This is a genomic window from Paenibacillus sp. FSL F4-0100, assembly GCF_037993005.1.
In the GTDB taxonomy this organism is placed as follows: domain Bacteria; phylum Bacillota; class Bacilli; order Paenibacillales; family Paenibacillaceae; genus Paenibacillus_AQ.
Map to the genome: position 1 here is coordinate 638174 of NZ_CP150303.1, position 13484 is coordinate 651657.

Sequence of the window (13484 nt, forward strand, 5' to 3'; positions counted from 1 at the left end):
TGCAGAATTATGCGGATTAACAGAAACAGCGCTGGCCAGGCCAGTCCCTTGAACCTCAGGGACAGGCGCGGCAGCGCTGTTTTTGTACGATGGATTGCTCAATCATTATTCCCAGTAACGGGACATGATGTCCGTAGCCCATTCGGGCTGCTTGGTCTTTGTCTTCGGCAAAAATTCCTCCATGACAGGCTTGATATCAACGACGGGAGTCCCGTCTATAGCATCCAGCCCTTTCACGAAAACGGACCTGCCCTCTCTGCTTACCAACTCCACCATGGTGGCTCCTAGCTTGTTGGGGCGGTTTTTGCCCCGCTGGGCGAAGATACCGACCTTGGGAAAGCTCGGATTATTTCGCGGATGTCTCGCCGCGTACTGGATGCTGTCGTCCTGGACGAGATGGAATACATAGATGATTTCAAGGTGGCTGAACGTTTCAATCCCATCCAGGGAGCATTCATCCCATTCTTTGCCCAGCTTGATCTCCGAGATAACATCCCCCCAGTAATCATCCTGAATCGCCTTTCTTTCGTTATGGATCGTTCCGATCGCCTGTATCGTATACATGCTGTTTCCTCCTTCAGGTTTATCGTTCCTTTATATAAACTTCTGGTGTTTTACCGATCACCGCTTTAAAATCCCGGATAAAATGCGACTGGTCATAATAACCCATATCCATGGCCAGCTCCAGCACATCCTGATGATCAAGGCCTTCAAGCATCTCGGCGACATTCTGCAGTCGGTACAGGCGAATCACCCATTTAGGGTTTACCCCGACGTATTGCTTGAACAGGCGCTGAAGTGATCTCGGGCTCATCTCGAACCATTCGCAAACCTGCTCGACCCGAATGATGTCCCGGTTGTGATGAATCCGATCAATGATGGTATGAATCCGTTCGATCTGTTCATCTTCTTCGGGAAGAACGCGGCGAATAAGCTCCTCCATGTACCTAACCTTTTGCTCCGGTTCCTCTGCGGTCAATAGCTGCTGCTCCAGCGTATGGGGCTCGATTTGGAGAACCTCCATGGTCCCTATGGAGGAATCCGTCAGACGGTCCATGGACGTGTTTACGAACGGATAGAACCCGCCGGGTCTGAACTTGATCCCGAATACTTGCCCCCTGCCCTCCAGATGGTAGGAATGCCTGGTACTGGATACGCCGTAAAAAGCGGTTCGATGGGGCTGAACAACCAAGTTGGCGCAAGGATTAGGAACAACATCCTGCAGATAAGGCTCTTGATCGGTTAAATCCCAATGAATGATCCAGTAATGCTTGATGAAATAGGAAAGGTCCTTGGATGGGGGAACTCGCAGGAGTTGGAACTTCTCTCCGGCTCTGTTCATGTTCAAAATGCCGAGGCTGGACTGACGAGGATGCTGAATCATGGATACATAAACACCTCCGATAATCCGTAACAGGCCAGGATCGATGGACCACTGGCCCTCATACGGGACTTGTGCTTGAAGTGATTCTACAGGTTGCAGCCTGTCGCATTTTTACAATACTTGGATCGCAGCTTCTTGATAACATCATCATATCATAGGAGGACAAGCCGGTCTTACTGCGTATTTCATGGATGGTAGGAGGAAACTAAAATGGAGCCGTTACATTATGAGTTTTATATCGGTGCTTCGCCGGAGAAGGTATGGGATGTCTTAACTTTACCGGAGGGAACTCGAGCCACCTTTTTCGGGAGCGAGCTGAGATCTTCATTTGAAATCGGGGAGCCTTACGCTTATGTGGGTCCGGGGAATGACGGAGAGGAGACGGTTCATGTCTATGGGAAGGTTCTGGCTTATGAGCCGCAGAAGAGACTGAGTCTGTCCGAACATCCGGGTCCGTCGTATTACGCGAATCATGAGGAGCTGGAGTCTCGGATTACGTTCACCCTCGAGCCGGTAGGGAATTGTACCAAGCTGACGCTCGTCAATGATCAATACACGCCGGATCATCCGTCCCGCGCCAAGGCGGCGGACAGCTGGTGGATGGTCATGAGCATTCTGAAGACCTATGCGGAGACGGGGGAGACCCTGGATCTGGGCTGGTAGCCTCATGGTGAATAATCGGCATATGGTCGATCGCATCCAAGCATGCCCGGACCGCGCACTGTGCGTATGATTTATGGATTCGTTATATATTAAAGAAAGCCTATTAAAGAGCCGTAATGGCTCTTTTTTTGTAGGGAATTATAGGTGGCAGGCAGCAGGGGTGGAATTGAAAAGTAATGAATCCCGCTGGCCAATTTCACTTGCCAAATATTCGATAGCGGGTATGATTTAGGTATCCATGCCGGCTTGCCGATAAGCGGCTTCTCGGCAATGGGAAAGATGGGAGTGAAGGAGATATGACGGAGCGGAGGCAACTCCCTGTCCAGCAAATTCGTATCGGTATTATCGGAACCCAGACGATCGTTGATAAAATCATGAAGGTCATTGAAACCTTTCCTTCCTTTGACCCCGTGCCGCTTGTTTTTCAGGATGATGACGAAGCGCCGGCACTGGCTGAGCGGATCGGAGGCGAGGTTGAGGTATTGTTCCTCTCGGATCCGCTGTCCCAGCGCAAGGTGAAGGAGCTCGGACTGGTCTCAATCCCTGTGCATTATGTCCCCGTCACGGACGCGGGTTTATATAAAGCGCTGTTCCATGCCGGGCAGCGGGGAAGACTGGCTGGTGGCATATCGGTGGATACTTTAACCGAGACGATGGTGGTCCGGACGATAAGGGATCTGGGTATCCCGGCTGTACAAGCTGTTATTTACGATGGACCGGCTTATGCCCCGAAGAGGAATCTAATTGATTTTCACCGTCTTCAATATGAATCCGGCGGTTGCTCTGCTGCGTTCACGGGCGTAGAATCGGTGGCCCATGAGCTGACGAGGCTTGGGGTCCCTAATGAATGGCTGCTGCCTTCCGATCAGGATATCGTGGTATCGCTCGAGCGGGCTTTGCTGTCTACGGCATCCCGCCGTAGCAGGGAAGGCCAGATCGTGGTCGGGATGATTAATATAGACGATTTCGGAACCCAGGCGTTAAGACGGAATAATGAGCACGAGGTGCAGAAGCTGAAGCTGGATATTCACCGGATGGTGCTCGATTATGTGGAATCGCTGGATGGCTATTTGACCCATCTGGGCGGTGACGAGTATCTGTTCTTCACGACGCGCGGCATCTTTGAACGGGAAACCGGCGGTTACAAAACGATTCCCTTGGCTAAAGACGTGAACAAAACCTATGGTATTTCGCTCAGCATCGGCATGGGATTCGGCCAGTCGGCCAGCATGGCGGGAACCAATGCGCGCATCGCGATGCGGAAATCCAAGGAGGTTGGCGGCAACGCCTGCTTTATTGTCCGGGAGGATGGAACGCTGATAGGACCGCTGGAGATGGCCGACCCTGTGCAGGAGGTGCTGTCCTTTACAGATGCAGAGCTGATCAAGCGGGCAGAGGACGCGGGTATGACGAGTGCCTATTTGAGCAAGCTGCTGAACCAGCGTGCCCGTTCGGGTAAATATGAATACAAGGTCCACGAGCTCGCTCACCTGCTGGACATTACCGTCCGCAGTGCACATCGGCTGCTCCAGCTGTGGACCGACAACGACTTGGTCGAGATTGCCGGAATCGAGAAGGTGCCGAGGGGGAGACCAAGGCAGATTTTCAGATTTACGTTTTTGGAGTAGCGCTGTGAAATTGCTTTGGAACGGGCGCCCCTTTCGTTACGCGACGAAAGGAGGCGTTTTTTCTGCTCTGTTTTGAACGAAAAAGGCGCGATGGTGCCATATCGACATGGCGAATACGTTCCAGGTTCCACAATGCGGGGATATAAAGTGAGTGTGCGGGCGAAGCGATGCATGGAGAGGGCAAAGGTTTCTCGGAGCAAAGGCCCCGCCTTGATAAATTTCTTTAGCGCGCCCGCAACCTTCCAGATGATGGAACCGTTAGTAGATAAAACGGAAAATATTTATCTTCAGGGGGTTGAAGTATGAGAAAGCGGGGTTCATGGATTGCTGCTTTGATGCTTATCGTATTGCTGGTCAGCGGCTGCTCTTCGGGTTCTCAAGACAAAAGCGCTGGAGGTGCCGCGGCCGTCGAATCGCAAGAAACAACGGCGGATCAAGCCACAAACAAAACAGATGGAGGTGAGGCGGAAGCCAAAAACGAAATGGCGGTGACGAGCAAGAAGAGCGTCGAGGAGCCGGCATCGGCGGATGCCGAGCTTCCGAATATGCCATCGTCTGCCCAGGCTTCCGGCGCAGGGTTTAATTCGCAGGATTTATCAGGCGGGCTCAACAAAAAGCTGATGTACAAAGCGAATATCGTGATGGAGATTCAGGACTATGGAAAAGCGCAGTCGGAAGTCCGGAACACAGTGACGCTTTCTGGCGGTTATATTGTTAATTTCAGCGAAACCCAGTCCAGCAGCGAAAAAGGCGGCACGTTTATTGTGAAAGTTCCTGCAAACGATTTCTCCTCCTTTTTAAACCGTTTGGAGAACATTGCGCATGAAAACCTGCAGCGAAGCATTGAAGGGCAGGACGTGACTGAGGAATACGTCGATTTGGAATCCAGGCTCAAGGCCAAGCAAATCATGGAGGAGCAGTACGTCGCCTTCATGAAAAAAGCGACCAAAACGGCCGACCTTGTCGCTTTTGCCAACGAGCTGGAGCGCATCCAATCGGAAATCGAGCAGATGAAAGGCCGAATGCGTTACATTGACCAAAACGTGTCTTATTCCACGGTAGAAATCAGGCTTTACGAGACGCCACAAAAAAAGGATGATCCCAAAACGTCCGCCATTCAGGCACCGCTCGGGCAGCGGATTTCCCAAGCTTTTCAGGGCAGCATCGACGTGATCACCATCATCGTCCAATGGATTATCGTTATCCTTTCCGGCTCGCTTCCCGTATTGTTCATCGCGGTCTTCGTTCTGCTCATCCTATGGCTGGCGCGAAGATCGGGGCAGCGGAAACGGGAAGAGGTAGTCCGTAAACGAAAGCTGCTCAATAACGGGCCGGCATCTGAGCAAGGGCATCCGGAAGACCAAAAGGACGGAGAAAAACGAATGAAAGACGAATAACGGCAGGAGCAGACCCGGATGCATCAAAAAACGCACATAAAATCCAGAGGAAGGCCAAGGAAAATCTTCAGATTTATGTTTCTGGAATAGAGTATCATATTTGTACTATAATGGAAGTCGAGGTGATTGTGATGAATAAAACGAAGGTCAAATTTACTCGCGTTGAGAAAATCGTCATCTTCACGATGCTGGGGCTGGCAGCCTCCTTTATCATTGCCTTCCTCGTGCTTCGACACATCGTGCTGAACGTTTCGTTTGCTCCCTGAGATCAGGGGGCTTTTTTTAAGAGATAAGAAAGTATAAACATTCGAGGCTTAGCATCCTTATCTCGCAAGAAAAACTTCCTCTAAACGCGGTCTGTCTACTGAGAAAGTACGTCGATAGACGTTTTTCTTATGCTGTCATGAAGATGGTTGCAGCTCGACCGCCGGGGGGTGAAAGTCCCCGTTTCCCGGAAGCAAGTCTGCGAGTATAATGGCACATCGCTGCCTATTTAAAGACAATTTAAAGATTTGTCTTTATATAAAGCGAGGCCGTATGATGAGGATGAATCATCAATCGGAGGAGGAGATTGTTCATGTTAACCGTTGCAGAATTAGAAGCGAAGCTGGCTGAGCCTTCAGCACAGCTTGTTGCCGACCTGGCGTCTTTGGAGGGGGATATCCTTGTGCTGGGTGTCGGCGGGAAGATGGGTCCCAGCCTTGCAAGGCTGGCAGCGAACGCCGTACGTGAAGGCGGTGGTGGCAAACGGATCATCGGCGTATCCCGGTTCTCGAACCAAGAGGCCAGACGCGAGCTGGAGGAGGCGGGCGTCCAAACGATTTCGTGCGACCTGCTGAACGATGGAGAGCTGCAGCAGCTGCCCGAGACTCCTAATGTGATCTATATGGCGGGCAATAAATTCGGCACGACCGGTCGTGAATATTTTACTTGGGCGATGAATTCGTATTTGCCGGGCCGGGTGGCCGAGAAATTCAAGCAATCTCGCATGGTGGTGTTCTCGTCAGGAAATGTGTATCCGTTCTCACCGGTGGGCAGCGGCGGAGTCAACGAATCGGTAGCGCCGGAGCCGGTCGGAGAGTATGCGCAGTCCTGTCTCGGCAGAGAGCGCGTCTTTGAATATTTCTCCCACCAGAATGGTACGCCGATGGCGATCTACCGCCTGAATTATGCTATCGACATGCGTTACGGCGTTCTGCATGAGCTGGCCAGATCGATCCACGAGGACCGGCCGATTCACCTGGCGATGGGGCATGCGAATATCATATGGCAAGGGGATGCCAACGAGATGGCGCTCCGTTCGCTCCTGCACTGCAGCTCGCCTCCTGAAATCATCAACATTACGGGACCGGAGACGATGTCGATCCGCTGGGCGGCACAGGAATTGGCGGTACGGATGGGCAAGGAAGTGACCTTTACGGGTACGGAATCCGAGACTGCACTCCTGAACAATGCTGCGAAATCCCACCAGCTGTTCGGTTATCCGAAGGTGTCTCTGCTGCAGATGCTCGACTGGACCGCAGCATGGGTACAATCCGGCGGCGAGAGCTGGAATAAGCCGACTCACTTCCAAGAGAGAAAGGGGAAATTCTAATGAGCGGACAGGTTCCTACAACTCAACGTTTGGCCCCCGAGAAGCTTAAAGCTCTGCATGAAGGGCTCGTTATACCGGCTCACCCGCTGGCATTGGATGAGAATCGGAAGCTGGACGAACGACGCCAGCGGGCATTAACGCGTTATTATGCGGCATCCGGTGCAGGCGGTATTGCGGTCGGCGTTCATTCGACTCAATTCGAGATCCGCGACAAGGGCATCGACTTGTATGAACCCGTGTTGCGACTTGCGGCAGAAGAGGTTCACAGGGCGGAGCTCGATCGGCCGTTCATGATGGTGGCCGGTGTCTGCGGCCCCACGAAGCAGGCTGTGGAGGAAACAGAGATTGCCCGCAAGCTTGGCTATGACGCCGTCCTTCTCAGCATGGGCGGTTTAAGCGGCTGGAGCGAAGAAGACATTCTAAAGCGCACGGAGGAGGTTGCACAGAGGATGCCGGTGATCGGTTTCTATCTTCAGCCATCGGTTGGCGGCAAGATTTTCTCCTTTGACTTTTGGCGGTCCTTCGCCGAAATTCCGAATATCGTGGCGATCAAGATGGCTCCCTTCAACCGCTACCAGACGATGGACGTCGTTCGTGCCGTCTGTTATTCGAGCCGTAGAGATGATATTGCGCTGTACACGGGGAACGACGATAACATCGTCAATGATTTGCTGACGACGTATCAATTCCAGGTGGAAGGGACGCTGGTCACCAAGCCTATCGTCGGCGGTCTGCTCGGTCATTGGGCAGTCTGGACGAAGAAAGCGGTGGAGCTGCTGGAAGAGATCAAGGAGGCACGCAAGCAGGATCGATTCGCGAAGGAATGGCTGACACGCAACGTGGAGATTACCGACTCCAATGCAGCCTTCTTCGATCCTGCACATCAGTTTGCAGGCTGTATTCCAGGTATCCATGAGGTGCTCCGCAGGCAGGGACTGCTGCAAGGCATATGGTGCCTGAATCCGCATGAGACGCTGTCTCCCGGCCAATCCGAAGAGATTGACAGAGTCTACCGGGATTATCCGCATTTGAACGATGACGATTTTATTCAAGAGCACTTGGAAAGATGGCTAGCGGACTGATACAATGAGGGCAGAATAGTTGAAAGTGGGGAATCGCGCATGCGGTTTAAAGATGTGTTTTCTATTATTGGGCCCAGTATGGTGGGGCCGTCGAGCTCTCATACCGCTGGGGCCGTGCGGATCGGAAGGGCTGCGCGGCGCATATTTGGAGCATTCCCCGATCAAGCGGAAATTGTGTTCTACGGTTCTTTTGCTGAAACCTACCGCGGCCACGGCACCGATCTGGCTGTCGTGGGCGGATTGCTCGATTTTGCCACGGATGATATGCGTATCCGGAATTCGATCGAGCTTGCCGAAGCGGCAGGCATTGAACTTAAATTTAAGACGGCACAGAATGTGGCCTTTCACCCCAATACCGTGGAGTTGAGGCTGACGGACGGCGATCATACCGATGTCATTGCAGGCGCTTCCATTGGCGGAGGCAGCGTGGAAATGCTGCGCGTGAACGGCTTCGACGTCAAGTTTACGATGAATTATCCGGTGCTGCTGGTCTTTCATGACGATACGCCGGGCATGGTCGCGCATATCACCCGGCTCCTGGAGGCCGGCGGCGTCAATATTGCCTATATGGATGTCGACCGCAAGGGAAGAGGCGGTGATGCCATGACGGTGGTGGAGTCGGATGAAGCGGTTCCGGCTGAGTTGATGAAGCATATCGAAGGGTTGCCGAGCGTGCACCGTGTCGTCGTTGCGGATTTGACAGTAGAGGAGGCGCAGTCATGAAGTTTTCTACGCTGGAGCAGATCATCGCATGCTGCCGGGAGGATCAGGTTACGATTGGCCAGCTGATGCTGAATGAACAGATCAAGGAAACGGGGAAAAGCCGGGACGAGACGTTCAAGCAAATGGCCGATTACTACGGCATCATGAAGGAAGCTGTGCACCGGGGGATCCATGAACCCGTCCCTTCCAAAAGCGGCCTGACCGGCGGCGATGCCGTACGCGTCCATCAATACATGAGCAGCGGGATACCCGCGCTCGGTACGGACGCCTGCACGGCACTGGCCTACGCCCTGTCCGTGTCTGAAGTGAATGCCTCTATGGGGCGCATCGTGGCAACGCCGACGGCAGGCTCCTGCGGCATTATCCCCGGGGTGTTCGTCAGCACTCAGGAACGCTTCGGCTGGGAAGACGAGCATTTGGTGATGGGGCTGTTCAGCGCAGGCGCGATCGGCTATGTTATCGCCAACAACTCGTTTATTTCCGGTGCGGAGGGCGGCTGTCAAGCCGAAGTTGGCTCAGCCATCGGTATGGCGGCAGGCGCTTTGACTGAACTTCGAGGCGGCACGCCGGAGCAGGCAGTTCATGCTGTTGGACTTGCACTGAAAAACTCTTTGGGGCTCATCTGCGATCCGGTTGGCGGACTGGTTGAGATCCCTTGCATCGTGCGCAACGGCTTTGGGGCCGTGACAGCACTGGCGGCATCGGATATGGCGCTTGCCGGTGTACGCAGTGTCATTCCATCCGATGAAGTTATTGACGTGATGCTGGAAGTCGGCACGGCCATGCCGTCCAAGCACAGGGAAACAGCGAAGGGTGGTCTTGCGCAGACGCCGACCGGCAAGAAAATCCTGAAGGACTTGTACGGTAAGGAAGGCAAGAAATTGCGGGAAAAGGGTGCCAAAGCAAAGAAAGACGAAATGGGTGAATGAGTTCACACTCATTTTCATAAAAGCCCAAGGCGTCAGGCTTCTCTAATGTACGATGAGGAGGAGAAGAAATTTAACATGCTCCGTGAGGGATTTCATTATGAAATCCCTCATTTTTTTTAGATATTTCTACCGCTTTAGCATTTTCCACATGTATGAAAATCCTGATACTACGCGGTTTTTTGGCATTTTAATGGCTTGGGTGAGAAAAAACAGCATCTCGCCGAAATACGCTTCTTTACGAAACGTGAAAGCGTTTTTATGATGTGGATGGATAGAAAAATCCGTGCCGGAGGATCGGTATCGGCTGCCGAGTGATTTTAGAATATTCCCTGCGCTAAGCTAGGGATCTTCGCCAACAAGGAGGAGTGGTAGGGAGCATCTTGCTATTTGAAACGTAGTCCAGATGAATAAACCAACACGCACAGATGAGAAGAAATAACGGGGGTAGAGTAGCGATTACACAGATTCAGTCAGCAGCATGTAAATGATCTTTTTAAAGGAGGAACGAAAATGACAAAAAAATGGTTTCGTATGGCACTCGCATTCACACTGATAGTTTCGATCCTGGCCGCATGCAGCGGAGGGGGTAAAGAGGCAGCTCCCAAAACGGACGGAGACAAAGCCCCTCCAACGGCACCGGCAGATCCGGATCAATATGGGGATACTGGGGGTCTCGCGCTTCCTTTGGTCGATAAACCGACAACGATCAATTGGATGGTCGTCAGCGAGAAAACCAACCTGAATGATTCCCTGCTTGCAAAGGAAATCGAGAAGCGAACCGGCATCAAGGTGAATTTCCAAGCCTATTCTTCGGCTACCTTTCAAGACAAACTGAAAGTAACGGTTGCATCCGGCAAGCTGCCGGACATTATCCACGGGTTGACGCCTCCGGAGCTGAAGAAGATCGGCAAGCAGAAAGCGGTCGTTGCCATCAACGAATATCTCGACATGCTGCCGAATTTTAAAAAGATGTATGTGGATGAGAATCCGTGGGTCATTCCGTCCTACGGAGACGAATCCGGGAACATCTATACCTGGCCCGTTGCGAATATCAACCGTGACGTCAACCACGGCTTCCTGTACCGTAAAGACATTTTCGACGAGCTGGGCATCAAAGAATGGACGAATACCGATGAATTTTACCAGGCTCTCAAAAAATTGAAGGAAGCCTATCCGGACTCCTATCCTTACGCCTCAAAGACGAAAGAACATATTTTCCGCGATTGGGCCTTCGGCTGGGGAATCGGCGGAGCCAACTATCCGACGTATTACGACGAGAACGCCAAGGTGTGGAAGTACGCTACCATACAGCCCGAGCATAAAGAAATGCTCGATTTCATGAAGAAGCTGTACAACGAGGGACTCCTTGATCCGGAATTCATGACGGACACCGATGATTCCTGGACGGCAAAAATGACGTCAGGCAATAAATCCTTTGTGACCTATGACTGGATCGGACGTTTGGACCTGTTCTACAACCAGGTTAAGAGCCAAAATCCGAACTATGATCTGAGATACGGAAATCCGGTTGGACCGACAGGCAACGGAAAGACGATCGAGAGCATCACGAACGGCTTCAGCATTGCGGTAGCCAACAACGACAACAAGGAAGCTTCCCTGAAGCTGCTCGATTACCTGACGAGCCCGTCCGGCGCCACGCTGGTGACGATGGGCGTGGAAGGCGAGACGTTCAAGATGGAAGGCGATAAAGCCGTCTATCCGGAGCTGACCGACGTGCCGCTGGTGGATATCAGCGTGCTGGAGGATCGTTATGGTCTGTGGCTGCAAGGCCTGTATGTCAATTCCGATAAGCGCAGCGTGTACTTCAATTATACGGAGAAGGAACAAGAGGCTCAGGATAAGCTGCTGAACGGGAATAAATTCGAGCCGCTGGATCCGGTCGTGAACTTTACGGACGAGGAAACCGCATCGATTGCGGAGATCCAAACCTCGCTGAAGAAATTGGCGGATGAATTTAACGCGAAATACATTCTTAACAAAAACTACGGCGATGCGCAGTGGCAGCAATGGCAGGTCCAGGCCGAGAAGCAGGGAGCCAAGCAAATCGTCGATATTTTCAACGCAGCCCAGAAGAGATTGGATGAAGCCACGAAATAATCCGCAGAAGAAATAGGAGTGATGGCGGCATCCGGGTACCACGCTCGGGTGCTGCTCATCATCTTAAGGAGGGAACACCATGTCAAGTGCAGGGACAGAGACAAATCTGGCCAATCCCCGCGGCGGGTTTGGGAGAAGAATGGTTTCGGCCTTTCAGCATATGAAGCGGGACAGACAGCTGTTGATATTGTTTATCCCGTGCCTGTTGTTTTACATTATTTTCCGTTACGGGCCCCTGTACGGCTTAATCATCGCCTTCAAGGATTACAGCGTATTCACCGGTATCATGGAGAGCGACTGGGTCGGGCTCAAGCATTTCGAGAAATTCTTCAACAGTCCCGATTTTTGGCTGTTGTTCAAGAATACGCTGCTTCTCGGCGTATACAATCTGATTTTCGGTTTTCCTTTTCCCATCATTCTGGCGATTCTCTTAAACGAGGTTAGAGTCAAATGGTTCAAAAAGTCGGTTCAAACGCTCAGTTATCTTCCTTCATTCTTGTCGGTCGTCATTATCAGCAGCATGATCATCGACTTCCTGTCGCCCAATCAGGGAATCATTAACCAGCTTATCGCCGCGCTAGGCTTTGAGAAGACGTACTTTCTCATAGAACCGAGCTGGTTCCGAACCATCTACGTTTCCTCGGATATCTGGGCAACCGTCGGTTACGAGGCCATTATCTATATGGCCGCGATCGCAGGGATCAGCCCGTCGCTTTACGAAGCGGCCAAGGTGGATGGTGCCAAGAGGCGCCATATGATCTTCAGAATTACGATTCCCGCCATTCTTCCAACGATTATTATTATGTTTGTCTTGAAGACGGGGTCAATGCTTCGGATCGGATACGAGAAGGTATTGCTGCTTTACAATCCGATGACTTATGAGGTAGCAGACGTATTCTCGACTTATGTCTACCGTAAAGGGCTTCTGGAAAGCAACTACAGCTATGGCGCAGCCGTGGGCTTGTTCGAAGCCGTTGTCGCCATGATATTGCTGCTGTCCTCCAACTACTTCAGCAAGAGACTGGGAGGTAGCGGACTATGGTAAACAACAAACGCTTCAGCCTTCGGAACATCTCGTTGTTCGGGATCATCAATACGCTGATTCTGACGTGCCTTGCTATTATTACCGTGTACCCTGTCGTGTATATCACCGCCGTTTCCCTAAGCGCGACTTCCGAGGTGGTGCAAGGGAATATCACCTTGTTTCCCAAGGGATTTAATCTGGACGCCTATGCTCAGGTGCTGAATGATGATCGGGTGCCGCGCGCCTACCTGAACACGATTTTTTATACCGCCCTCGGTACGGCCATTAACCTGCTGCTTACGGCCGTAGCGGCATATCCGCTTGCACGCAAGAATTTCTTCGGACGCAAGTTTTTCCTGCTTGCGATCATTATGACGATGTTCCTGAATCCGGGGATCATTCCGAATTACTTGATCGTATCAGAGCTTGGCCTCCTGGACAGCGTATGGGCACTCGTGCTTCCGAATGCGATCTGGACCTTTGAATTGTTAATCCTCAAAAGTTTCTACGAGAACATGTCGGAATCCCTGCGCGAGGCAGCCGTCGTCGACGGTGCTTCCGAGTACCGCATCCTGTTCCAGATCGTGATTCCGCTGTCCAAACCGGCTCTTGCCTCGATCGGCTTGTTTTATTTCATGGGCCATTGGAACAGCTTCTTTATCCCGCTGATTTACCTGAACGATGCAAATATGTATCCGCTCCAGGTCGTGCTCAGGGATATGCTGATTTTCAGCGAGAACGGAAGCAACCCGAGCCTGGTAGATGCCTCGGCGCTGGCGCCGCAAGCCATGAAGAATGCAACGATCGTGCTGTCGATGATTCCGGTGCTGCTGATCTATCCGTTTGCCCAGAAGTATTTTGCCAAAGGGGTCATGCTCGGTTCCGAAAAGGGGTGACGGGAAGGTACCGGGGGCTATCATGTTGAATATGAAGGGATGACAT

Annotated in this window: 13 protein-coding genes; 11 read left to right on the top strand and 2 right to left on the bottom strand. The window is 52.1% G+C overall.

Annotated elements, in window-relative coordinates; genetic code table 11:
- Positions 1-105 precede the first annotated feature (105 nt).
- On the bottom strand, positions 106-564 hold the full coding sequence (locus tag MHH48_RS02790) for an SAM-dependent methyltransferase (RefSeq protein WP_076322373.1): 459 nt from the start codon (positions 562-564) through the stop codon (positions 106-108).
- A gap of 19 nt (positions 565-583) precedes the next feature.
- Positions 584-1384 carry a helix-turn-helix domain-containing protein gene (locus MHH48_RS02795; protein ID WP_076322372.1) on the bottom strand — a complete coding sequence of 267 codons (801 nt, stop codon included), beginning with the start codon at positions 1382-1384 and terminating at the stop codon, positions 584-586.
- 210 nt (positions 1385-1594) lie between these two features.
- Here MHH48_RS02795 and MHH48_RS02800 point away from each other — a divergent pair, with 210 nt between their 5' ends.
- The 11 genes from MHH48_RS02800 (at position 1595) to MHH48_RS02850 (ending at position 13438) form a co-directional block, all read left to right on the top strand.
- The gene (locus MHH48_RS02800; protein WP_076322371.1) at positions 1595-2047 is read left to right on the top strand and encodes an SRPBCC family protein; all 453 of its coding nucleotides are present in this window, start codon (positions 1595-1597) and stop codon (positions 2045-2047) included.
- A gap of 296 nt (positions 2048-2343) precedes the next feature.
- Positions 2344-3675, top strand: coding sequence for a hypothetical protein (locus MHH48_RS02805; RefSeq protein ID WP_076322370.1), 1332 nt, complete (start codon positions 2344-2346; stop codon positions 3673-3675).
- A gap of 302 nt (positions 3676-3977) precedes the next feature.
- Positions 3978-5072 (top strand): DUF4349 domain-containing protein, encoded by a 1095-nt coding sequence (locus MHH48_RS02810; RefSeq protein ID WP_076322368.1) that lies wholly within the window; start codon positions 3978-3980, stop codon positions 5070-5072.
- Positions 5073-5203: 131 nt separating this feature from the next.
- On the top strand, positions 5204-5338 hold the full coding sequence (locus MHH48_RS02815; protein WP_256720511.1) for a hypothetical protein: 135 nt from the start codon (positions 5204-5206) through the stop codon (positions 5336-5338).
- Positions 5339-5649: 311 nt separating this feature from the next.
- Positions 5650-6666, top strand: coding sequence for an NAD(P)-dependent oxidoreductase (locus MHH48_RS02820; RefSeq protein ID WP_076322367.1), 1017 nt, complete (start codon positions 5650-5652; stop codon positions 6664-6666).
- Positions 6666-7748 (top strand): dihydrodipicolinate synthase family protein, encoded by a 1083-nt coding sequence (locus MHH48_RS02825; protein ID WP_076322366.1) that lies wholly within the window; start codon positions 6666-6668, stop codon positions 7746-7748. The genes MHH48_RS02820 and MHH48_RS02825 overlap by 1 nt, the downstream gene beginning before the upstream one ends.
- A gap of 39 nt (positions 7749-7787) precedes the next feature.
- Positions 7788-8471 carry an L-serine ammonia-lyase, iron-sulfur-dependent subunit beta gene (gene sdaAB / locus MHH48_RS02830; RefSeq protein WP_076322365.1) on the top strand — a complete coding sequence of 228 codons (684 nt, stop codon included), beginning with the start codon at positions 7788-7790 and terminating at the stop codon, positions 8469-8471.
- Entirely contained in the window at positions 8468-9400 is a 933-nt protein-coding gene (gene sdaAA / locus MHH48_RS02835; protein ID WP_076322364.1) for an L-serine ammonia-lyase, iron-sulfur-dependent, subunit alpha, read from the top strand. The genes sdaAB and sdaAA overlap by 4 nt, the downstream gene beginning before the upstream one ends.
- 510 nt (positions 9401-9910) lie before the next feature.
- A complete protein-coding gene (locus tag MHH48_RS02840) occupies positions 9911-11518 on the top strand; it encodes an extracellular solute-binding protein (protein ID WP_076322363.1) in 1608 nt (535 codons plus the stop codon).
- A gap of 79 nt (positions 11519-11597) precedes the next feature.
- Complete coding sequence (locus tag MHH48_RS02845) at positions 11598-12563, top strand: ABC transporter permease subunit (RefSeq protein WP_076322362.1); 966 nt, start codon at positions 11598-11600, stop codon at positions 12561-12563.
- Positions 12557-13438 carry a carbohydrate ABC transporter permease gene (locus tag MHH48_RS02850; RefSeq protein ID WP_076322361.1) on the top strand — a complete coding sequence of 294 codons (882 nt, stop codon included), beginning with the start codon at positions 12557-12559 and terminating at the stop codon, positions 13436-13438. The genes MHH48_RS02845 and MHH48_RS02850 overlap by 7 nt, the downstream gene beginning before the upstream one ends.
- Positions 13439-13484: the final 46 nt, after the last annotated feature.